Source organism: Actinacidiphila sp. bgisy167 (assembly GCF_965342175.1).
Taxonomy (GTDB): domain Bacteria; phylum Actinomycetota; class Actinomycetes; order Streptomycetales; family Streptomycetaceae; genus Actinacidiphila.
Genome location: NZ_CBDRBL010000067.1, coordinates 14,544 through 37,814 on the forward strand (window position 1 = coordinate 14,544; position 23,271 = coordinate 37,814).

The window sequence follows — 23,271 nt, forward strand, 5'->3', positions numbered from 1 at the left end:
TGCCCGGATGCCGGGCCGGGCCGCTGTGTGGGGTCGCCCCGCCGGTCGTCGGAGCGCGGGCCAGCGGGGTGCGGGCCGGCGGGGCGGGGGTCGGCTGGGTGCGGTGGCCGGGTGGGTGCGGTGGCCGGATGGGTGGTGGCAGTGGCGGTGGGCGGTCGGGTCAGGCTCCTGGGGGGTGGGGCAGATGGCCCCACACCAGTTGTGATCCGCCGAACGTCGCGTTGTCGAAGAAGGGTGCGGCGACGCCGGCGACGAGGGTGGCGCTGCTGTAGTCGAGCGTGCCGCCGCTGAGCCGGGCGCGTTTGAAGTAGATTTCGCTGCCGCCCAGTGTGGCGCCGGTGAACTCGAGTATTCCTCCGCTGAGTGTCACGTCCCCGAAATGGACCGTTCCGGCGTCCAGGGTCGCGTCGCCGAAGGAGACGGTGCCGTCGTTCACGGTCGCGCGGCTGAAGGAGACCGTGCCGCCGTTCAGTGTCATGCCGGCGAAGGAGACCGTGCCGGAATGCAGTATGGCCCCGGCGAAGGAGACCGTGCCGGAATGCAGCGTCATATTCGAGAACGAGATGTTCCCGGCGTTCAGTGTCGCCCCGGAGAAGGAGACCGTTCCGGTGTCGAGTGTCGCGCGGCGGAAGGAGACCGTGCCGCCGTTGAGTGTGGAGCGGGAGAAGTCCAGGGTGCTGCCGCACAGCGTGGCTTCGGTGAGGTCGAGGGTGCCGCCGCCCAGGGTCGCCGCGGTGAAGCGGGCGGTGCCGCGGAACGTCGTACGGGACAGGGAGAGCGTGCCGTCGCTGAACATCGCGCCGGTGAAGTCGACCGTGCCGTGGAAGTGGCTGCCGCCCAGGTCGCCGCCGTCGAAGGTCGCGCCGGTGAGGTCGAAGTCGCAGGCCGACCATGAGGAGGGCAGGTCGGGGTCCTGCAGGTGGTCGCGGATGATGCGGATGATCGTGTGGCGGACCTGCCGTTCGCCTTTCTTGTGGCCGGCGTGTCCGGGTTCGGGCTGGTAGGGCATACGCAGGTAGGCGCACAGCACGTCGATGCAGACCTGGCGTTGTTCCTCCCAGTCGTCGGCGAGGCGGGCCAGGGCGTAGACGCCGGCGAGGCGTACGGCGGCTTGGTCGTGGCCCAGTTGCAGGGCCGCGGTGGTGTACCGGTCGGCGAGTTGGCCGGCGTCGGCGCGGTGGGCGTCGGCTTCGGCGATGAGCTGCCTGCGGTAGGCGTAGACGCCGGCGAAGACGGCGCCGATGAGTGTCAGGACGGTCATGGTGGTTTCGATGACGTCCCTGACGCCGGTGCCGGCGGCCGGTTGCCGCGGGCCGTTGGGTTGGTGCGCCATCAGTTCCTGCACGTACTGGTAGAGGATCAGGCTGATGGCGCCGACGACCAGCAGTGACAGCGGCGCCACGACCCAGACGGGCAAGAGCTCGGGGGTGTGCGCACCCCGCGATGCTTTGCGTCGCAGTCGTAGTGAGAGTGCCACCCAATTATCATGGCGGCATTTTGTTGCCGGCGTGAGGGGTTTGCGAAATAGTTCGCGGGCCGGCGGGGAAGCGGTGTGTGGTTTGTCGTGCTGCGGCTTTCCGTTCGGCCGTCGAGGGGTTTTCTTCGATCGCGGTGTTTTCGTTCGGCCGGGTGGTGGGCAACGTGTTTTTTCTGCTGGGCAGTTGGGGTTTGAGCCGGTGCTGTTGCCGGGCTTGGGGCTGCGGTGTCGCCGGTGTCCGGGCGGTGTGGTCTGCGGTCGCGGCCCGGTTGGGTTCGGCGGGTCTCGGTGTGGTCGCGGGCGCGGTGGTGGGGCCTGCCCCGGGCCGTCGGTGCACGGGGCGCGGGCGGCGCACGCGGCGGCCGGCCGGCGGGCGGCCGGCGGGCGATCCGGTTCGCCTCTATCGTTCCTGTCGTGACCGTGCTGCGTGGCGCCCTCGTCGTTCTCCGCCCCGCCACCGGCGAGGACGTGCCGGCTCTGGCCGTGATCCGGGGGTCTGGTGAGGTGCGGGCCCGCTGGAACGGCGGGGAGGATCTCGAGGCGGATGTCGCGGCCGGTCTGGACGACCCCGGCACGGCGTGTTGGACCGTCCTTCACCGGCAGCGGATCGTGGGCATGATCCAGTGGTATGCCGAGGAGGATCCCGACTACCGGCACGCGGGGATCGATCTGTTCCTCGATCCCATGGTGCACGGCAGGGGTCTGGGCGGCGACGCGGTGCGCACGTTGGCCCGCCATCTCGTCGACGACCGCGGCTACCACCGTCTGGTCGTCGACCCGGCGGCCGACAACATCGCGGCGATCCGCTGTTACGCGAAGGCCGGTTTCCGGCCGGTCGGTGTCATGCGGCGGTACGAACGCGGCTTGGACGGGACCTGGCACGACGGCCTGCTGATGGATCTGCTGGCCACCGAGCTGGTGCGCTGATTCGTCCGCGCGCTGCTGCCGGCGGCGGCCGGCTTGTGCGTCCGGGGGCTGCCCGGTGGCATGTCCGTGGTGGAGGGGCGTCGCCTGCTGGTGCTGGGCGAGCCGCCGCTCAGGTGGAACGCGGATCGGTTCTTCCCTGCCGGGCGGGCACGGCGGACCTCACCGGTGTCGTTTGCGGCGGCGAGGCGGCCGCGTGGTGCGCCCGCACCGTGTCCGTACCGGGACCGGCGGCTGCGCCTGCCGGCCCGGGCGGGGGGCTGGGGGCGGGGTTCAGATGGCGGGCGGGGCGAGTCGGGTGTGGGTCAGGGTGGTGCTGGTGCCGCCGGGGGTGGTGACGGTGATCGGGGTGGGGCCGGCGGTTCCGGCGGGCGCGGTGGCGGTGATCTGCGTGTCGGACACGACGGTGAAGGCGGCGGGGGTGCCGCCGACTGCGACGGCGGTGGCGGCGGCCAGGCCGGTGCCGGTCAGGGTGATGACGGTGCCCGCGGCGGTGGGGCCGCTGTGCGGTGTCAGGGCGGTCAGGGCGGGAGCGGCGAGGTGGGTGTAGGCGACGGGGTTGCTGGTTCCTCCCGGTGTGGCCACGGTGATCTGGGTGGGGCCGGCGGTTCCGGCGGGCGCGGTGACGGTGATCTGCGTGGCGGACACGGCGGTCAGGGCCGGTGCGGGGCTCGTTCCGAACAGGACGGCGGTGGCGCCCAGGAGGTGACTTCCCGTCAGGGTCACGGTGGTGCCGCCGGCGGTGGGGCCGAGGGCGGGGGTGGCGGCGGTCAGTGCGGGCGGGGCGGCGTGGAAGAAGTAGGCGCTGGTGGAGGCGGCGCTGGTGCCGCCGGGGGTGGTGACGGTCACCGGGGCGCCGCCCGGGGTGCCCGGCGGGGCGGCGGCCGTGATGCGGGTGGGTGAGTGCACCGTGAACGAGGCGGCGGGGGTGGCGCCGAACCGTACGGCGGTGGCGCCGGTCAGGCCGGTGCCGGTGAGGGTGACCAGGGTGCCGCCGGTTGCCGGGCCGGTGGTGGGGGCCAGGGCCGTGACGGCCGGTACCTCGGCGGTGGTGTAGGTGAAGGTGACCTGGTTGCTGGTGCCGTCCGGGCCGGTCACGGTCACTTGGGCGCCGCCCGGGGTGCCCGGCGGGGTGAGGGCTGTGATCTGGGCGGTGGAGTGCACGGTGAACGAGGTCGCGGGGGTGCCGGCGAACCGTACGGCGGTGGCGCCGGTCAGGCCGGTGCCGGTGAGGGTGACCAGGGTGCCGCCGGTTGCGTGCCCCTGCGAGGGGCTGATCGCGCTGACCGTGGGAGGCATGTGTGCTCCTTTGAGAACCTCGTGCAACGGCCCGGCCGGGGTCGGCGCAGGGCCCGTGCGGGGCCCGTGCGGGGCCGGGGCAGGGGTCGGGCGCAGAAGGCGGTGGCGGCCGCCTGGGGAGGTGCGGGGCGGGCCGCCTGGGGTGGTCCGGCGGCGGGGGGCCGGTCTGCCCGGTGCGGGGCGGGGTGCCGTGTGCCGGCCACGGGTGCGGCGGGCGGGGCGGGGCGGGCCGTGCCGTCGGCGCGGGGAAACGGCGAACCGCCGGCCGTCCAGCTCCTTTCCCCAGCCTGGAATGAGCGGCTTGCCTGCGGTTCACCGCCCCAAGTGAGCCATAGGCCCGCTGCCGAGAACAAGGCCGGTTTGTGAAAATCACCTGTGCGTGCCACATGGATGTTCCGCCGTGTTCGCGAATGGGCCCGGGAAATGTCCCGGGTCATGTTTTTCGTGACGGGACCGGGGCCGTGGGCGTGGTGGTGGAAAACGGCTCCGGGTGCGGTCCGGGTCGGCCGGGGGCCGGCCTGGGGCTGCGCTGGTTCTTGCTGCTTCACGTGGCCGGCGGGCTCGCCCCTCCCCATGTCCCGGCGAAGGAACGGGGCGGGCCCGCCGGTGATTTCAGTGATCCACACCGGCTGCGGGGGCGGCAAGCCGCCGGGTCGCGGATCACTCCAAGGGAGCAACGCTTCTGTCCGGTGGTGGTTTTTGAGGGCGGGGCCCGCGGGCGCGGAATTCGGCACGCCGGGAAGAAGGAGGATGACCGCCCGCACGCCGGGCGCACACCGCGGACAAAAATCGCGTCAGAAAGAGGAATGCGAAAGGTTAGTGCTCCGTACACGCCCCGCCGATCGGGTGACTTCGTGTGCGGGGTCTTGTTCGCGGCGTGTCGCTGCTGCGATCACTGGATCAGGCCACCGGGCAAGGCCCGTTGGCACGTGCGATGCGGTTGTACGCACGCCGGTCCCCGCCACAGGTGTCCCCGCGGTGTCCCACCGTGGTGGACGGCCGGGGACGGCCGCTCGGCCCGCCGCACGGTGGCAGGCAGTACCGGCTCCATCCGTCGCGTTCGACTCGTCAGGAGGCTTGTCATGCCTATCTCGCCGAACCAGGGATCCACCGGGGGCGGCACCCTGGTGACCATCACCGGCACCAATCTCGCCGGCACCAGCGCCGTCCGCTTCGGCAGCAAACTCGCCACCGACCTCACTCAGGTCTCCCCTACCCAGGTCACCGCTGTCTCCCCGTCGGGAACCGGCACCGTCCCGGTGACGGTGACCACCCCGGGAGGCACCAGCAACCCGGTGCCGTTCTTCTATGTCGGCGCCCCGTTCAAGACGGGCCTGAGCGATGTCGCCGGGCCGCTGGCGGGAGGCAACACCATCACTCTCAACGGCACCGGCCTGTCCACGGCCACCAGTGTGTCCTTCGGCGGAGTCACCGCCACGCCGACGGTGATCAGTGACAGCCAGATCACCGCCGTCGTGCCCGCGGGGGCGGCCGCCGGCCCGGTCGGGGTCAGTGTCACCACCGCCGGCGGCACCAACAACGGCCTGTCCTACACCTACGTCGACGCGCCCACCGTCACCGCGCTCGTGCCGACTTCCGGCCCGACTTCGGGGGGCACCGCGGTGACCCTCACCGGCACCGAACTCGACAGCACCGAGTCGGTGACCTTCGGCGGCACCCCGGCACCGTTCTCGGTCATCGACTCCACCACCTTGTCCGCGGTCACCCCGCCCGGCGCGGCCGGCGCGGTCGACGTGGTCGTCACCAACCCTGCCGGGTCCGACACCGTCACCGACGGCTTCACCTACGTGGCAGGACCCGGGATCTGACCCGCCGACGGCGCGGCGGCCCCACCCCACCGGCCGTGCGCCCGGCTCGGATCCCGCACGGGCGGCGGGCCCCCTTCCCGCCGCCCGTTTCCCCCTGTGCCCCCGCCCGGCGCCGCGGTCTTCCGCGGTGCCGGGCGGGGGCTTGGTGTGACGCCGTGGCCCCGGGCACACGCTCGGCGGCGCCCGCACCCCGATGGCCTGCGGCGGCGCGGGCGGTTGGCGGCGGCGATCCGGTTGGCGGCGGCGCGGCCGGTGGCGTCAGGTGCACACCGCCGGGGCGGAGGGGAGCCGGCCGTGCAGCAGGTAGCGGTCGACCGCGGCGTGGACGCAGGCGCTGCCCTGCTGGTAGGCGGTGTGTCCGGCGCCGTCGTAGGTCAGCAGCCGGGCCGTGGGCAGTCGGCGGGTCAGGGCCTTGGCCCAGGCGTAGGGCGTGGTGGGGTCGCCGGTGGTGCCCACGACCAGGACGGGTGCTCCCCCGGTGTCGGTGAGGGCCTGCGGGAACTGGGTGGGCGGGGCCGGCCAGTGCGCGCAGGCCGGCAGCAGTGCCGCGACGAAGTCGCCGAACTGGGGGGATGCCTGCCGGAATCGCGGTAGTGCGGCCGCGGTCTGGGCCGCGGTCAGCCGGGCGCTGAGGGTCGCGCTCAGGCAGCCGATCGCCAGCAGCGCGTCGGTGGTGCCGCCGGAGGTGTCCCGGTCGGCCAGCAGTCGCTGCAGTGCGGTGGTCCGGCCGTCTTCGGCGTCTGCCAGGGCGGCGCGCAGGTCGTTCCAGGCGGGGGTGCGCAGCGCCGTCATCACGGCGCTGATGACGTCGTCGCCGGTGACGGAGATGTCCTTGCCGGCCCGTAGCGGGCTGCGGTTCAGTGTCGTGCGCAGGGTGTCCAGGGCGTGGTCGGCCTGCTGGGGCGTATCGCCGAGCGGGCAGTGGGGGCGGGTGGCGCAGTCGGCGGCGAAGGCGTGCCAGGCGGCCTGGTAGGCCTTCGCGGAGTCCAGCAGCGAGCGGTATCCGTCCAGGGCCGGGTCGACGGCTCCGTCGAGCACCATCCGTCCCACCCGGGAGGGGAAGAGGCGGGCGTAGGTGGTGCCCAGGTAGGTGCCGTAGGACACGCCGAGGTAGTGCAGGTGCCGATCGCCGAGCAGGGCGCGCAGGACGTCCATGTCGCGGGCGGTGTCCTGGGTGCCGACGTGGGGCAGCAGGCGCCCGGCACGGTCCTGGCAGGCGGCGGCCACCTGCCGGTAGGCGGCGTCCCAGGCGGCGACGTCGCCCGGTGCGGTGGCGGGCAGCGTGCGGACGGCGCCGGGCGTCGCGCCGGGCCCGCAGGTGACGGGGGTGCTGTGCCCGACGCCGCGCGGGTCGAGGGCGACCAGGTCGTAGGCGGCGCGCAGGGCCGGGGAGATGCCGTCGGCCAGGGCCCACAGGCGGTTCATCGCGCTCTGGCCGGGGCCGCCCGGATTGAACTGCAGGGACCCGGCGCGGTGCGCCTTCGGCCCGGTCGCCTTCAGCCGGGTCGCGGCCACGGTGATGTCGCCGGAGCGGGGGTGGGCGTAGTCCAGCGGCACGGTGAGCGTGGTGCACTCGAACGACGGCTGCTGCGCGCACGGCGCCCAGTACAGCCGCTGCCGGTAGTACCGGTCCAGTGACGGGTCGGGCGTGCTCGCGGCGCCGGCTGCCGCGCGGGCCGCGGGGGCGGCGGCGTGGGGGGACGCACCGCGCGGCGGGCCGGTGGCGGTGCAGGCGGTCAGCAGTACTGCGGTCGCGGCCAGTGCCGCCACCGTCGTGTGTGTCTTTCGCGAGCGGGCAGCGTTCCTCGCCATCGCCACGCCTTCCTCGGCCGCCATGGTCAAGAGCACCGGGTCTGCCGGGGGTTGCCGCGCCGGCACGACCCGACCAGGGGGGCGGTGGTGGGCCGCCCGCACAGCGCCCCGCCGTGAGGTGGGGGCGGGACCAGCCCATCACATCCGCCCGAAAGACGGGCGGACGAAGTGGGCCGAACCGGTGACACCCGCCTGCCGGCAGGTCCGCCGCCCGCGGTGGCCTGCGCCGCCGGGATCGCGCAGAACCACCGGCACCCTGCCCCACCCCGCCGGGCCCTCCGCCCCGCCCGGGCCCTCCGCCCCTGGGCGCCCGCTTCCGGGCGCCCGCCTGCCTGCCGGCCGCCCGCTGGTCGGTGGCGCGGCGTGTGCGGCCCGACGCAGAGAACGCTTACAGCTCGCCCTTTGGGATGAAAACGGTTTCCCCGATGCTGTTTTGGCCGAGGATTTCCTGGCGGCCGCAGCGGCGTCGCGGCACCGGGATCGGGTTTTCGGTCTCACCCACGGGGTTGCCGCACCGGCCGGCCACCCGGGCACGGAACTTCCAGGGACTCCAAGTAGTCTTTTCGATAGGCTAGTTGACGGATCGGGGAAGGAATGTGCGGCCGGTTGTTCCGGCCGTGCGGAAAACGGCTCGGCGCGGCTTCAAACCGCAGGCCAGGGAGCGTTGGGGGCAGCGGGAAGCGCTGGAGGAAAGTCATACTAACGCCTGTGTGTTTTTCTGACGCTCCATCAATGATCGTCGTGGACATTGTTGTTGTCGGTTCGTCATTTCTACGCTGAGGAAAATGCCGACCGCGCCTTTCTGGTGGGCGGTCGGCGTCAACCACCATCCGAGAGAGGTGAGTTCCTTGGCACCGATTCTTCTGGCGGTCGTGCCCTCGCAAGGGCCTGCGGCCGGCGGCAATACGACCACGCTGATCGGCGTGGGCCTGTCCGGGGCGACCGCGGTCAATTTCGGCGGCGTCCCGGCCACCACGTTCACCGTCCAGTTCGACGGGGCGATCCTGGCCACCGTTCCGCCGGGCGTCGGAACGGTCCCGGTGACGGTGACCACCCCGTCGGGCACCAGCAACACCAGCAACTACACCTACCAGGCTCCCGCTCTTCCGACGATCATCGCGCTGGTCCCGCCGATCGGGCTGGCGATCGGCGGGGTGCCGGTGCTCATCGTCGGCACGAACCTCGCGGGCGCCACCAGCGTGCAGTTCGGCGCGGTGCCCGCGTCCAGCTTCACCGTTCTGGGTGACGGCGCGATCCTGGCCACCTCACCCCCCGGATCCGGGACCGTCCCGGTGACGGTGACCACCGCGTCGGGCACCAGCACCCCGGCCAGCTTCACCTACCTGTAGTCGGGGGAACGGCCCTGCCGTGCCGGCCGCCGCGGGGAGCGGGCGCCGGCGCGGGCGAGCAAGGGCCGTGCGTGATTCCCCCGCTTGCGGGAGCGCGCCCGCCGTGCGGGCCCTCCAGCGGGCTCCAGCCGAGGCGGAATCTCGGCTGGAGCCCGCCGTCATGACCCGCTCACCGCTTCAAGCGGCTGGCTTCCCACCCGAGGGTCGCGGTCCGGCCCGCACCGGCCCCTTTGCGGGGCAAGGAGAAACTACCAAGCGCGCAGCGCAGCCGATCCCCCGTCGTTCGAGCCGGCGAGCTCGCCGCGGCGGCGTGAGGCCCTCGCCGGCACGGCGACCGGGTCCACGACACGGCACGGGCGCGGCGCCGCGTCGGGGTGCGCTGCCGGGCGTGGCGCGCCGGGGTGCGGTGGGGGTGCGGTTCAGCGGGCCAGTACGGTGCTGACGGTGGGCCAGACGATGTGCAGTTCGCGTTGCCAGTAGGGCCATGAGTGGGTGCCGCGGGGGTAGATGTGGGTGGTCACCTTCACTCCGGCGCGGCGCAGGGCCTGGCTGTAGCGGTAGGTCTGCAGGGGCAGGGGGGTTTCCAGGATCTGGGCGAGGGCGTCGTCTTTTTTGTCCAGTGGGCCGGGTTTGCCGTTGCCGGCCGAGAGGTGGACCTGGGTGCCGCGCATGCGGTCGGTCATGCGGATGGGGTTGTGGGAGGCCCAGAGTTCGGGTTGGTCTTCGGGGGTGCCCCACACGCGGACGGGGTCGAAGCCTTCGCGGACGCAGGAGGCGACGATGGCGGCGCGGGATGCGGTGTCGGAGGTGTCGGTGATGCCGCTGAAGGAGCCGGCGTAGCGGAAGAGGCCGGGGTGGCGGGCGGCGTAGTTCAGGGCGCCCAGGCCTCCTTCGGACAGGCCGATGACGGCGCGGGAGGTGTTGGCGCGGTAGCGGCGTTCGATCAGGGGCAGGACTTCGTCGATGTGGAAGGTCTCCCAGCGGGGTGCGTCGGGGCGGTCGTAGTCCCACCAGTCGCTGTAGTAGCCGGCCCGTCCGCCGTCGGGCATGACGACGAGGAAGTCGGAGCGGGCGGCGAGTCGTTCGACGTCGGTCTCGCGGGTCCAGGCGGTGTAGTTGTCGCTGACGCCTTGCAGCAGGTAGAGGACGGGGAAGCGGCGTTTTGGGTGGCGGGAGTAGTGCTTGGGCAGCAGGACGCGCACCGGGAGGGTCTTGCCCATGGCCGGGGAGTCGATCGTCAAATCCCGCATCAGGGCGCTGAGCCGGCGGACTTTGGTGATGCGGGCGCCGTCGTCGCCCGTGGGGTCCGGGGGTGGTTGGGGGGCGGCGGTGGCCTGCGGGGCGAGGGCGGTGACGGCCGCTGTGGCCGCGGCGAGCAGGAGTGCCAGGTGGGGCCGGATACGTCGGCGGGTGCGGTGTGAGGGGGTGCTGCGGCGTGCGGGGGCGGTGTCGGGATGCGGTGAGGTCATGGCGGGGCGTCCCTGGGGGCGGCGGGCGTGGCCGGTGGCGTGGCCGGTGGCGGGGCCGGTGGCGGGTCGGGGGTCAGGGGTGCTGTGCGAGGGCGGTGTCCAGGTGGTCGGCCACGAGGGTCACGTGCGGGGGGTCGATCATCGACAGGTGGTCGCCGGTGACCGGGACGATCTGCAGGTCGGGGCAGTACTGGGCCCATCCCAGGTCGGCCTGGTCGCGTAGGTAGCGCGGGTCCAGGGCGGTGGTCAGGGGCTGCGGGTCCTGTGCCCGGTACAGCACGGTGCGGCCGGGGTAGGGGCGGGGGCGGTAGCGCTCTCCGACGCGTGCGTCGAGGTAGGAGGTGCGCTGGTGCTCGATGATGGCGGGGCTCATCTGGCAGCCTGCGGCGGCGATGTCGCGCAGGACGACGTCGATCTGTTCGTCCTCGGGCACGCGGGCCAGGTCCTGGTGGGACAGCTCGATGCGGTGTCCGTAGGTGGTCTGGACGTACTGGGCGAAGCGTTCGAGGCGGTCGATGAGCAGTTGCCGGTCGTCCAGGCCGGGCAGGGCCGCGGGCAGGATCGTGTCGATCAGGCCGAGGAAGCCCGGCTGGTGCCCGTCGTGGTGGAGCTGGCAGGCCGCTTCGTAGGCCAGGCAGCCGCCGAAGGACCAGCCGAGCATGTGGTAGGGGCCCTGCGGCCACAGTCGGCGCATCAGGCGCAGGTAGTGGCGGGCCTTGTCTTCCATGGTGGCCGCTTCGGCGACCCGGTCCAGGCCGTAGACGGGCCGGTTGGCGGTCAGCAGGTCGACCAGGGGCCGGTAGACGGTGGTGGGGCCGCCGGCGGGGTGGAACACGAACAGGGGTGCGGCGTGGCCGGGGGTGGGTGGTTTCAGGACGCGGACTTCGCTGCCGGTGGTGCCGTTGACGGCCGGTCGGATGAGGTCGGCGATGGCGGCGACGGTGGGGTGGGCCGCGATGTCGGGGCCGGTAAGGGGGGTGCCTAGGTGGTGGAGGCGGGCGTTGACGGCGTCGGCGAGTGCCTGTGCGTGGTGGGGGTCGCGGGCGTGGGGCAACTCCTGCAGGACGCCGGGGGCGGCGGTGCCGGTCAGGTGCTGGTAGACGCCGGCGACCAGGCGTTCCGCGGCGTCGCGGGGGGTCAGGACGGTGGGCAGGGCGGGGGTGGTGTGGTGGGTGCCGGTATGTGCCGCCCCGGTGTCCGCCGCCCCGGCGGTCTTCCCGGCGGGGGCCGCAGGGGTGGGGGTGGGGGGGGTGGGTGGGGTGGTCGTGCCGGTGCCGGGAAGGCCCAGGGCGGTGACGACGGCGTCGGTCAGGTCGGTCAGGGTGGCGCCGCGCAGGGCGAGAGAGGCCGGCAGGACGATGCCGAAGTCCTGGCGGACGGCGTTTTGGATCCGCACGGTCATCAGGGAGTCCAGGCCGAGATCGGTCAGGGGGACGCGGGCGTCCAGGCGGTCGCCGTCGTAGCCCATCACGGCCCCGGCCCGCCGCATCAGGCGCTGGTGGACCACGTCGCGGGCGGCCGCTCCCAGGGCGGGCAGGGCGGCCGGGCCGGGCCAGTCGGTGTCGGCGTCGGCGTCGCGGATCAGGTCGGCGAAGTAGGGCACGGCCTCCAGCCCCGGGAAGGCCGCCGCGATCCGGGCCGGGTCCAGGCACAGGACGCCGAGGTGGGGGCGGGTCTGGGCGAGCAGCAGTTGCAGGGCGTCCAGGCCCTGGTCCTCCTGAAGCGCTTCCATGGGCAGGCGTGCGGTGTCGGGGACGGCGCCCAGGCCCGCCCACGGCCCCCAGGCGATCGAGGTGGCCGGCAGGCCGTCGGCGTGGCGGTTGCGGGCCAGGGCGTCCATCCAGGCGTTGGCGGCGGCGTAGGCGGCCTGCCCGGGGGACCCGGTCAAGGCGGCGGCGGAGCTGAACAGCAGCCACCAGTCCGGGCGGTGGCCGCGGGTGGCCTGGTGCAGATGGCGGGCGCCGGTGGCTTTGGCGGCCATGACCAGGTCGATGTCGGCGGCATCCAGTTCGGTGATCGCGCGGTCGTGGAGGACGCCCGCGGCGTGGGCCACCCCGGCCAGGGTGTGGCCGGCCGACAGGGCCGCTGCCACCAGCATGCCGGCGGTGGGTTCGGCGGCGATGTCACCAAGGACGACCTCCACCTGGCTGCCGTGGCGGCGCAGTTCGTCGATGACGGCCGACGCGGGCCCGGTAGCGGGACGCCGGCCGCACAGCACCAGACGGCCCGCTCCTTGTTCGGCGAGCCGGCGCGCGGTGGCCAGTCCCAGGCCTCCCAGGCCGCCGGTGATGATGTAGGCGCCGTCGGGCCGGGCGAACCGCGCCGGTTTCCCGGCCGGCGCGCTGTGCGGGTCGGCGGGTGCCAGACGGGCCAGCAGGCGGGTTCCGGCCCGCCAGACCACCTGGTCGGCGTCGGAGGCGGCGAGCAGTTCACGGGGCAGGTCGTCGGCCAGAGCGGGGTCGCCGTCGACGTCGACGACGGTGGCGCGCAGGGCCGGCTGTTCCAGGGCCAACACCCGCACCAGGCCGGCAAGCGCCGCCCGGTCCGGATCGCCGTACTCCCCGGCGGTGGTGGACAGGGCGCGTTCGGTGACCAGCCACAGCCGGGGCGGTGCCTGGTCGGTGGCGCCGGCGGCCAGGTGCCGGGCGACGTCGGCGGCCGCCCGCACGGCGTGACCGGGGTCTGCCGGCTGCGGCCGTGCAGGCCCGGTGAACAGCATCACGACATGGCGGGGGCCGTCACCGGCGTCTTGGCCCCAAGAACGCAGCAGGCCGGCGATCGCCTCCGGCCGGTAGCCGTCACCGGTGACGGTTCCGCCGTGGGCCCGCAACGCCTCGGCCAGAGGTTCGGTGAACCGGCGGGCCTCGAGGCCGGAACCGGGCATGGGGGTGAGCAACAGCCAGTGCGCCGGGTCGATGTCGTGCGGAGCCGGCAGGGCGGCCTTGGTCCATGCCGTCTCATAGGTGATGTCACGCAGGGCACGCGGAACATCGCCGCGACCGGGAGCAGTGAGGGTCACGCCGTGAGCGTGCAGCACGGGCCGGCCCTCGGCGAAGGCGGTCACCTGCCCACCGCCGGCGGCGGCATGAGAACAACAGCCGTCGGCGGGCAGGAGGTGCACCTGACAGCTGACACCGTCGATACCAGCACCGCCACGGGTGTGGGTGTGGGGATGGGGGTCGGGCGTGGGCAGGTGGACACAGGCGACCGCGGTCGGGAACAACGCGGCACCACGGGCAGGTTCCGCACCAGGAGCGGATGAGGCGACGGGCACGACCACATCCGGCACCGTGGCCGGCGCCGGCGCGGTGGCAGCGGTCAGCGCCATGGCCGGCGCTGGCGCCGGCGTTCCCGCCGTGGCCGGCTCTGGCGCCGGCACGATATCCCCCGCCGGCGTTCCCGCCGACACCGCTGCCCTGCCCGGTGCCGGCGCCGTGGTCGGCGCGGTGGCCGCTGCGGGGGTCGGTGCCGTCGCCGTGTCCGCTGCCGGCGCGGTGGTGGGTGCGTGCAGGCAGGCGTCCAGGAGAGCCAGGCGGGCGGCGGGGGCTTGCGGGTCGGCGTGCGCGGTGCCGGGGGCGGCCTGGGTGATCCGCACGGCGGGCTCGGTGTCCGGGGCCGGACGCGTCAGGCGTGCCGGGAAGGGCTCACGGGTGACGCGGGCGCGGGCGTGGCAGCGCCAGGCACCGGACGGGGACTGGGTGTGGATGCTGACGTCGGCGGCGTCGGGGCCGGCGGGCTGCAGCCTGGTGGTGACGGTGGTGCTGTCGGTCAGGGGAAGCAGCCGGTCCAGTTCCAGGTCGTGCAGGGCCAGGTCACCGGTGGTGACGGCCAGAGCGTCCTCGGCGGCGGCGAGGAACATGTGGGCGGCGGCGGCCAGGCTGAGGACCGGCGTGCCGTGCAGCAGCCGCTCCACGCGGTTCCAGCCGCCGGTGCCCACGTCCCCGTGCCACAGCACGTGGTCGGTGCCGGGGACCTCGACACGCCGGCCCAGCACGGCGTGCCCGCCGCGGTGGCGGGCCGCGGGCCTGGAGCGGACCCAGTGCCGGCTGTGCCGCCACGGCCAGGAAGGCACGATCACCCGGGGGCCGGCCGGCCACAGCAGACCGCCGCCGCTGCCGCCGCAGGCCAGATGCGCCGCGGCCAGCGACGCCCGTACCTCCAGCAGCTCATCGCCGTCACGCCGCAACGAGGGCAGCACCACGAAGGGCCCGGGCAGGACCGCTTGCAGCGTCTCACTGACCGGCAGCGCCGCGATCGGGTGAGGGGAGATCTCCACGAACAGGGTGTGACCGGCGCCTGCGGCAGCGGTGACGGCCTGCTGGAAACACACCGGCCGGCGGGTGTTGCGGCACCAGTACTCCAGGTCGGCGACCACGGGCGCGGCCGGGTCGTCGACCGTGCTGTACCAGGGGACCTGCGGGGTGCGGGGGCGCAGACCGGACAGGTGGGCGCGCAGCACGGGCAGGACGGCGTCGACCGCGGCGGAATGGCCGGCGCCGGTGACGGCCAGCGCTTTGGCGGCGTAGCCGGCCTGCTCCAACTCCGCGAGGAGAGCGGCGACGGGCCCGGCCGGGCCGGTGACGGTGCAGCGCCGCGGGGAGGCATACACCGCGATGTCCACCTGGGGGTGACGGCGCAGCAGGTGGGCGCGGGCGTCGTCGGGGAGCTCGACGGCGGCCATCGCGCCGCCCCCGGCCTCGTCGACGGCGGCAAGGGCGCGGGCGCGGTGCACCATCAGGCGTACCGCGTCCTCGACGTCCAGGGCGCCGGTCACCACGGCGGCGGCGACCTCGCCCATGGAATGGCCGATGACCGCGGCCGGGGTGATGCCGTAGGCCTGCCAGGTACGGGCCAGGGCCAGTTGCATGCCCAGCAGCAAGGGCTGGGTGCGGTCCACCGCGCTGGTCCGGGCGCCGTCGTCGATCAGACAGGTCAGTGTGGTGCCGGTGACCGCGGCGAAGACCGGGTCCAGATCGGCGACCGCGGCGGCGAAGACGGCATCACCGGCGAGCAGCCGCTGTCCCATGCCCGGCCACTGCGATCCGTAACCGGAGAACACGAACACCGGGCCGGGCCGCTCACCGGGTGCCTCAGCCGGTTGCTCCGGCACCCGGTGAGGAGCGACGACAGCCGGGCCCGTCTGGCCACGGGCCAGGTCACGCAGCTGCCGGATCAACTCGACGCGGTCCCGGCCGACCACGGCACCGGCCACCGGCCCACGACGCCGGGTGGCCAACGTGTGGGCAAGGCCACCCAGGTCCGCCTCGCCACCGGCAGGGGTGGCCAGCCAGTCCGCCAAAGCCGCGGCCGCCTCGCCCACACGCGTCTCCGACCGAGCCGACACGACCAGCACATACGGCACCCGCCCCGTGCCGCCCGACCGACCAGAATCCGGGCCGGACGCCGGGGCGGACGCCGGGGCGGCCCCCGCACCGGACGCCGCATCGGTTCCCACATCGGCCCTCGTGCCAGACCCCGCATCGGCCCTCGTGCCAGACCCCGCGTCGGCCCTCGTGCCAGACACCGCACCGGACGCCGGGGCGGGCCGCGGGGCGGCGGACCCCGTGCCGGTTGCCGGCCCGGAGTTCGGGCCGGGCGCCCGGTCGGCCCCCGCGCCAGACCCCGCACCGGACGCCACATCGGTTCCCACATCGGCCCCCGCGCCAGACCCCGCACCGGACGCCACATCGGTTCCCACATCGGCCCTCGCGCCAGACCCCGCACCGGACGCCACATCGGTTCCCACATCGGCCCCGGGGTTGGCCCCCGGACCAGATCCCGCGCCGGACGCCGGGGCGGACCGCGGGGCGGCGGACCCCGCGCCGGTTGCCGGCCCGGAGTTCGGGCCGGGCGCCCGGTCGGCCCCCGCGCCGGGCGGCGGCGTGGACAGCGCGCCGGGCGAAAGGGGACCGGGCGAACGGCGGCCGGCAAGCGGTACCGGCGCCGGGGCGGTCAGGACGACGTGAGCGTTGGTGCCGCCGAACCCGAACGCGGACACCCCGGCTGCCGCGACCCGGTCCCCCAGGGCCGGCAACGCCGTCGGCACGGCGACCACCCGCAGCCGCCCGGCGTCGAAATCGATGTGCGGGTTGGGCGTACGGAAATGCAGACTGGGCGGCACCGTCCCGTGATGCAACGCCAGTACGGTCTTGACCAGACCGACCAGACCCGCCGCGCCTTCCAGATGCCCCAGGTTGGTCTTGACCGACCCGATCAGCAACGGCCGGTCAGACCCACGACCCCGACCCAGAACAGCCGCCAGCGCCCCGGCTTCGATCGGGTCTCCCAGCAGCGTCCCCGTACCGTGCGCCTCCACGTAGTCGATGTCCGCCGGCTCCACACCGGCACAACGCAAAGCCGCCCGCACCACCTGTTCCTGCGCGGCCGGATTGGGCGCCATCAACCCCGCCGAACGCCCGTCGGAGTTGACGGCACTGCCCCGCACGAGAGCAAGGACGGTGTCCCCGTCCCGTTCGGCGTCGGCCAACCGCTTCAACACCACCACGGCACAGCCCTCACCCCGGGCGATACCGTCAGCGGCAGCATCGAACGCCTTGCAGCGGCCATCAGCAGCAAGCGCGCCCGCCTGGTCGAACGCGGCAGTGACCGCCGGCGACAACAACACGTTGACACCGCCGACCAACGCGGTGTCACACTCCTGGCTGCGCAGGCTCCGGCACGCCTGATGCACCGCCACCAACGACGCCGAACAAGCCGTGTCCACGGTGATACTCGGCCCACGGGCATCCAGCAGATACGACAGACGATTCGCGACGATACTGCCGGCCGCGCCCGTACTGGTCCACGCGGTCACCGCCGCCGGATCAGCAGTGGTCAGATGACCGTAATCCAGCGAACTGAGACCGACGAACACCCCCGTAGCGCTCCCGGCAAGTCCCCCAGCGGGAATCCCCGCATGGTCCAAAGCCTCCCAGGCCACCTCCAGCAACAGACGCTGCTGCGGGTCCATGGTCTCGGCTTCCTTCGGCGTGATACCGAAAAAATCGGCATCAAAGGCCGCGACGTCCTCCAGGAAACCACCCCAGCCCGTCGTACGCGCCAACACCTCCGCCGTCGTGGCCGAACCATCCTCGAAATCACGCCACCGGCCCTCGGGCACAGTCCCGATCATGTCCCGGCCGGCCAGCAGCGCCCGCCAGAACTGCTCCGGGCCCTCGATACCCCCCGGCAGGCGACACCCGATCCCCACCACCGCGACCGGCTCCCGCTCCGACAACCCCACACTCGCAGCCGCGCCCACCGGCGCAGCCACGACAGCAGCCCGAGCCGCAGCCGCGTCCCCCACCACCGACGGCACGACATGCGAACCCGAAACCACATCCGACGCCGCAGCCGGTGCCGCAGCCGGTGCCGGATGCGAGCCCCCGCCTGACGCCGCACCCGAGGCCGCAGCCGGGGCCGGAGGCAAGGCCGTGTCTCCCACCAGGTCCGGTGCCGCAGCCGCAGCCGCACCTGATGCCGAAGCCTGGGACGGGGCCACATCCGAGGCCGGCCCTGGATGCGCGGCCGCAGCCGGGGCCGGAGGCAAGGCCGTGTCTCCCCCCAGGTCCGGTGCCGCAGCCGCAGCCGCACCTGATGCCGGAGCCTGGGACGGGGCCACATCCGAGGCCACACCCGGGGCCGCATCCACGGCAACATCCGGGGCCGCAGCACAAGCCGGCTGCGAGGCCGCGTCCGGTACCGAAGCCCACGCGGCGTCTCCCACCGCGTCTGCCATCGCGTCTCCCACCGCGTCTGCCATCGCGGCCGGTGAGGTGGCGGTCAGCGAGGCGACCAGTGCGTCGATGGTGGGGTTCTCCCACAGCAAGGTCGCCGGCAAGCGCCGGCCCACGACCTCCTCCAGCCGGCCCGACAGGTCCACCGCATCACGCGAGGTCAGCCCGTACTCAGCCACCGGGACGTCATCGCTGAGGCCTGCCGGGTCCACCGCACAGCACTCCCCGACCCACTGACGCAGCAACGCCCGCAGCCGCACCGCCGAGACTGCCTCGCCGCCCTGCCGGCCGCGGCCCCCGCTCATCAACGCTCCTCCCCGGCACCGGCACCAGCACCGGCACTGCCGGACAAGCAACCCTGCAGATAGTGCTCGCGGCAGGCACTGCGGGCCACCTTCCCACTGGTGGTCCTGGGCACACCGTACGGAGCAACGAGAACGAAGTCATGGACCGCCACCGCATGGGCACCGGCCACCGCTGCCCGCACCGCCCGGGTCACCTCCTCCCGGTGACGGTCGGGATCGGTGACCTGCCGGACGTGCTCGGCGACCACCACCAACCGCTCACTGCGTTCACCAGGCACCGAGAACGCCGCAACGTGGTCGGGGCGGATCACCGGATGCGCGCCCTGCACCGTCACCTCGATGTCCTGCGGATAGTGATTGGTGCCATCGATGACGACCAGATCCTTGATCCGGCCGGTGATGTACAACTGCTTGTCATACAGCAGGCCCAGGTCACCGGTCCGCAACCAGCCCCCGGCATCCTCACCACCGGCCAACACCGCGCCGAAGACCCCATCGCTGTCCCGCACACGGCCGAAATAGCCCTGCCCCACATTCGGGCCCCGCACCCACACCTCACCGACACATTGATCCGGCACCCGGCACCTGGTGACCGGGTCGACGATCGCAATGTCCTGACCTACCGTGCGCCCACACGCCACCAACTGCGTCGCCGCCGCACCCGGCTCCACGACCTGCCCACGACCAGCCGCCAACGCCACCCGGTCGAACGCCGTCACCGCCGGCTCCTCCCCCGCCGGACACGCAGCAACGAACACCGTCGCCTCAGCCAGCCCATACGACGGCCGCATCACCGAACGCAGCAACCCCGCACCGGCAAACGCCTGATGGAACCGCTGCACCGTCTGCGCCCGCACCGGCTCACTCCCATTGATCAACACCGCCACCCGCCCCAACGACAACCCGTCGCGGTCCTCCTCACGCACCCGGTCCACGCAATAGTCGAAAGCGAAATTCGGCGCCGCCGCCACCGCACCCGGATACCGCGACAGCAACCGCAACCACCGCAACGGCTGCTGCACAAACGCATGCGGCTCCATCAACACCGACGACACACCCCCCACCACCGCCATCGCCACCTGCAACAACAACCCCATATCGTGGTAGAGCGGCAACCAGCCCACCACGGTGTGACGCCCGCCCTCCATGTCATACGCCTCAAGCGCCTGCCGGGCATTGGCCACCACATTGCTATGCGTGATCACCACACCCGACGGCATCCTCGTAGAACCCGAGGTGTACTGCAGATACGCCACGTCCCCCACACCCGGCACCGGCGTACGAACACCTCCAGACGCAGGACCGGCAGCAAAGGCAGAACCAGAGGCGGCATCAACGGCAGACGCGGACACCGACGCCGCAGTGAAAGCGGAAACAGGATCAAAGACAGACGCCGGAGCCGAGACAGATCCGTCAGAAGCAGACACAGAGCCAGACGCCGAGCCAGACGCGGTGCCAGACGCAGGGGCGGGGGCGGGGTGCGGGGGCGTCAGCAGATCCTCCACCGCCACGACCGAAACCGTCAGACCGCACTCAGCGACAAACCGCTGCACTGACCCGGCCTCCTCACGCCGGGTCAGCACCATCTGCGGAGCGCAATGCCGCAACGCCGCGGCCAGCTTGTCGCGGTGACCGGGCAACGCCGGCGGGAACAAGGGAACCGCGACCGTCCCCGCACTCACCGCGGCGAGGAAACCGATCACATACGCAAGGCTCTGCGAGGCCACCACCGCCACCCGCGCACCCGGCGAACACCGCGCATGCAACACCGCGGCCACCACACCACAACGATCGGCCAACTCCCGCCAGGTCACCGCCGACACATGCTCGACATCCCCCACCCCGAAATCCACCACCGTGAACGCGGGCTCATCCGGACGCATCCGCACACAACACGCCAGACACTCCGTCAACGTCGCGCCCTGAGCCCACGACGGCCGCGGAACCAAACCATCAACGCCGCTGTGCTGGGACACCGCTCTCCCCCTTCGAGGAACCGGTCACGACACCCGTCCCGCCCGGCCCGGCACGGAAAAAGCAAAAGGGCGGCGACACAGAACACACCATCCCCGCGCAGCAACGCGGAAACGAAGCCAAAACTAAGATCGAAAAGGTAAATGACCCGACTTTTACAGTCAAACTTCACGTATGCCGTGTCGCACCCGCCCCACACCACAACCCGCCAGGCACACCAGGTCGAACAGCCCCCCGCAGACGATCACCACACCACCCGGACGGCAGCCCCCAACGCACCCACCCACCCGCACCGGCCCCCCGACACCCCCGGCCCAGCCCCACACACCACCCCAGCCCCACGCACAGCCCACCCCGACCGAACACCCCCGACCGAACACCCCACACCACCCCGCCCCCGGCCCCACACACGACACGAAACCGGACACCACCACCCCCACCCACCCCACCGGCCCGACACCAAGGGCGTGCCCGCCCCACGCACAAGACGATCACCCATCCGCACACGCACCCCCACCCACAACCTGCGACCGCACCCCCACCCACCACACCAGACAGGCCGCACCAGACGGGACCGGCCCAGGCCGCACCACCGACAGGGCCGACACGACCAGGCCGGCAAGAACCCGGCCCAGCACCAGGCCGCACGGGACCGGACCACACGGGGCCGGCGCAACCGGGGCCGGCGCAACCGGGGCCGCACAGGACCCCAGCTGCACAAGACCGGCTGGGACCGGGCCGCACAGGACCGCATAGACCCAGACCGCACGGCCCCCACGGGGACCAGGCCGCAAGGACCACGCGGACCGGACCACACACGACCCGGCCGCACCGAACCGGCACGACCCGGCCGCACAGGACCGGCCGGAGCCGGACCACACGGGGCAAGACCGCACGGCAGCGGGGCACACCGGTCGCACGGGGCAAGACCGGACCAGGACGGGGCCGGCAGGGAGGGGCGGGCCGGACCAGGACGGGGCCGGCAGGGAGGGGCCGGCAGGGCGAGGCCGGCGGGGCGGGGATGCTCCGTCGCCACGGCGTAGGCAGACCCCCGGACGAAGACACCGACCGCAGGCCGCGCCGCCAGGCCACCGCACCGGCCCGCAGCGGCACACCGTCGGCGTGCCGTGGCAGGGCGGGCCGACCACCGCCCTACCATCGGCACACACCCTTAAGTCCCGCCCGCTTCCCTGCAGCGGCGGCCCCGGTCCTTCCCGTGTACTTCCTCCCCGCCAGACAGGAACGACGTATGCGACGGCCACCAGGCCGGGGCGTGCTGGCCGCGGTCAGTTGCGCCACCTTCCTGACCGCGCTGGACGCCACCGTGGTCACGGTGGCCCTCCCCCAACTCCGACGCGAACTCCACCTTCACCAAGCAGACCTGGAATGGGTGGCAGCCGGCTATCCCCTCGCCTACGCGTCACTGCTCCTGATCGGCGGCCGCACCGCCGACCAGCACGGACACCGCACCACCCTGCTGACCGGCACCGCCCTGTTCACCGCCGCATCGATCCTGTGCGCCCTCGCCCCCACCGGCACTCTCCTGATCGCCGGCCGGCTCCTGCAAGGAGCAGCCGCCGCCTTGATCTTCCCCGCGGCACTGGCAGTGGTCACCCACGACCTGCCCGACACCCTGCGCACCACCGGGGTCGGCCTGCTGACAGCCACCGTGGCCGTCGCCCTGGCCACCGGCCCGGTGATCTCCGGCGTGATCACCGAGCACCTGGGCTGGCCCTGGCTGTTCGCCCTCAACGTGCCCCTGGCCGCCGCCGCATGGGCCACGCTATGGGCCACCATGCCCCGCCCGCCCACCGGCCGCCCCCACCCCGCACACGACGCCCACGACACCCCCCTGGACCTCGCCCTGGTCTGCCTCGCCCTGGCCGGCTGCGCCTACAGCCTCATCGAAAGACACCGACAAGGACCCGCCTCACCAGCCATCTGGACCGCCTGGAGCATCACAGCCGCCGCCCTGACCTACGTCGTCATCCACCAAGCCACCACCCCCACCCGCCTGCCCGCCATCACCCTGCTCCGCAACCGCACCTACGCCGGCGGCATCACCGCCCAACTCCTATGGGGCCTCGGCGTCAACGGCATGTTCTTCTTCACCGCCCCCTACCTGACCCACACAGCAGGCCTCACCCCCACCACAGCCGGCCTGGCCTTCACCCCCATCGCCGCGACTCTGCTCCTGCTCACCCCCCTCCTCCCCAAAGCCATCACCCGCTACGGCCCGAGAACCACCGTCACCACCGGACTGGCCACCATCGCCACCGGCATGGCCTACCTCGCCTACCTCGCCCCCACACCCCATCTCCCCCTCCTCCTGACCGGCCTCGCCCTCCTCGGCGCCGGATCCGCCCTCACCATCCCCCTGACCACCCACGCCCTCACCAACACCCCCCACACCCACGCCGCAACCGCCGCCGGCCTCTACACCGCCACACGCGAAGCCTCCGGCACCCTCGGCATCGCCATCATCGGAGCCATCACCACCCTCCCAGCCACCAACCACCCCATCGAATGGGCCCACACCTACCGCACCGCCCTCACCACCGCAGCCATCCTCATCACCACCGCCATCCCCCCAGCCTGGTGGGCCCTCACCCCACACCACCCCACCCCCAAACCCACCACCCCCCACCCACACCCCGACACCACCCCACACACCAAACCCCCCGACCCCGGCCCCGACACCCACCCCGGCCCCAGCACCGACCCCAGCACCGGCACCGGCACCACTTGACCGCCGCCCAACCAACAGGCCCCGAACACAAGAGACCAGCGGCCAGACATACAGCCCGTCGGTGTCCGGGTAGTTCAGCCGCTTCAGGGCTGGCGCAGACCTGGCTGTCGGCGAGCACGACCGCGAGATCCTCAAGGACCCATACGAACCCCGCTGCCGGGACCTCCGCCACGAAAACCCTGCCTGCATGGCATGGATGCCTGACCAGGTGTTCCTTGCGCCAGAACTGAAAAGCCAGTACCAAGCGATCCGCGTCATGGCAGAAGATGAGCGCTCACGTCGTCGGCGGTGGCCCCCAACTAAGGAACCGGTACCGACTGCGGAACTCGTACTGCGTCCATCCCGTGA

10 protein-coding genes and 1 pseudogene are annotated in these 23,271 nt (G+C 72.9%); 4 read left to right on the forward strand and 7 right to left on the reverse strand.

The window, feature by feature from the left end; translation table 11 throughout:
- Positions 1-160: 160 nt before the first annotated feature.
- The gene (locus ACRWND_RS22905) at positions 161-1,417 is read right to left on the reverse strand and encodes a pentapeptide repeat-containing protein (RefSeq protein ID WP_431952353.1); all 1,257 of its coding nucleotides are present in this window, start codon (positions 1,415-1,417) and stop codon (positions 161-163) included.
- Positions 1,418-1,897: 480 nt separating this feature from the next.
- On the opposite strand from ACRWND_RS22905, the gene ACRWND_RS22910 reads away from it, so the two are divergent.
- Complete coding sequence (locus tag ACRWND_RS22910; protein ID WP_431952368.1) at positions 1,898-2,404, forward strand: GNAT family N-acetyltransferase; 507 nt, start codon at positions 1,898-1,900, stop codon at positions 2,402-2,404.
- Between the two features lie 270 nt (positions 2,405-2,674).
- Here ACRWND_RS22910 and ACRWND_RS22915 read toward each other — a convergent pair whose 3' ends face one another.
- On the reverse strand, positions 2,675-3,700 hold the full coding sequence (locus ACRWND_RS22915; protein ID WP_431952355.1) for an IPT/TIG domain-containing protein: 1,026 nt from the start codon (positions 3,698-3,700) through the stop codon (positions 2,675-2,677).
- Between the two features lie 1,082 nt (positions 3,701-4,782).
- Between ACRWND_RS22915 and ACRWND_RS22920 the strand changes: the two genes are divergently transcribed.
- Positions 4,783-5,529, forward strand: coding sequence for an IPT/TIG domain-containing protein (locus ACRWND_RS22920; protein ID WP_431952356.1), 747 nt, complete (start codon positions 4,783-4,785; stop codon positions 5,527-5,529).
- A 258-nt stretch (positions 5,530-5,787) separates the two neighbouring features.
- On the opposite strand, the gene ACRWND_RS22925 is transcribed toward ACRWND_RS22920, so the two are convergent.
- Positions 5,788-7,341, reverse strand: a complete 1,554-nt coding sequence (locus ACRWND_RS22925) for an alpha/beta hydrolase (RefSeq protein WP_431952358.1) — start codon at positions 7,339-7,341, stop codon at positions 5,788-5,790.
- 785 nt (positions 7,342-8,126) lie between these two features.
- Between ACRWND_RS22925 and ACRWND_RS22930 the strand changes: the two genes are divergently transcribed.
- On the forward strand, positions 8,127-8,690 hold the full coding sequence (locus ACRWND_RS22930) for an IPT/TIG domain-containing protein (protein WP_431952360.1): 564 nt from the start codon (positions 8,127-8,129) through the stop codon (positions 8,688-8,690).
- A 419-nt stretch (positions 8,691-9,109) separates the two neighbouring features.
- On the opposite strand, the gene ACRWND_RS22935 is transcribed toward ACRWND_RS22930, so the two are convergent.
- The 4 genes and pseudogenes from ACRWND_RS22935 to ACRWND_RS22950 all read right to left on the reverse strand — a co-directional run bounded on the left by ACRWND_RS22935 (position 9,110) and on the right by ACRWND_RS22950 (position 20,176).
- A complete protein-coding gene (locus ACRWND_RS22935; protein ID WP_431952362.1) occupies positions 9,110-10,159 on the reverse strand; it encodes an alpha/beta hydrolase in 1,050 nt (349 codons plus the stop codon).
- Positions 10,160-10,232: 73 nt separating this feature from the next.
- A complete protein-coding gene (locus tag ACRWND_RS22940) occupies positions 10,233-15,479 on the reverse strand; it encodes an SDR family NAD(P)-dependent oxidoreductase (RefSeq protein ID WP_431952370.1) in 5,247 nt (1,748 codons plus the stop codon).
- Positions 15,480-16,115: 636 nt separating this feature from the next.
- Positions 16,116-18,200 (reverse strand): annotated as a pseudogene (locus ACRWND_RS22945) (type I polyketide synthase); the annotation flags it as partial.
- On the reverse strand, positions 18,200-20,176 hold the full coding sequence (locus tag ACRWND_RS22950; protein ID WP_431952364.1) for a fatty acyl-AMP ligase: 1,977 nt from the start codon (positions 20,174-20,176) through the stop codon (positions 18,200-18,202). The gene ACRWND_RS22950 and the pseudogene ACRWND_RS22945, both read right to left, overlap by 1 nt.
- 1,247 nt (positions 20,177-21,423) lie before the next feature.
- On the opposite strand from ACRWND_RS22950, the gene ACRWND_RS22955 reads away from it, so the two are divergent.
- Positions 21,424-22,923: an MFS transporter gene (locus ACRWND_RS22955; RefSeq protein WP_431952366.1), complete on the forward strand. Its 1,500-nt coding sequence runs from the start codon at positions 21,424-21,426 to the stop codon at positions 22,921-22,923.
- Positions 22,924-23,271: the final 348 nt, after the last annotated feature.

Excerpts from the sequence above, each read along its gene's own strand:
- ACRWND_RS22915 (WP_431952355.1), bottom strand. The coding sequence starts at position 3,700 with ATGCCTCCCACGGTCAGCGCGATCAGCCCCTCGCAGGGGCACGCAACC.
- ACRWND_RS22920 (WP_431952356.1), top strand. The coding sequence starts at position 4,783 with ATGCCTATCTCGCCGAACCAGGGATCCACCGGGGGCGGCACCCTGGTG.
- ACRWND_RS22925 (WP_431952358.1), bottom strand. The coding sequence starts at position 7,341 with ATGGCGAGGAACGCTGCCCGCTCGCGAAAGACACACACGACGGTGGCG.
- ACRWND_RS22930 (WP_431952360.1), top strand. The coding sequence starts at position 8,127 with ATGCCGACCGCGCCTTTCTGGTGGGCGGTCGGCGTCAACCACCATCCG.
- ACRWND_RS22935 (WP_431952362.1), bottom strand. The coding sequence starts at position 10,159 with ATGACCTCACCGCATCCCGACACCGCCCCCGCACGCCGCAGCACCCCC.
- ACRWND_RS22955 (WP_431952366.1), top strand. The coding sequence starts at position 21,424 with ATGCGACGGCCACCAGGCCGGGGCGTGCTGGCCGCGGTCAGTTGCGCC.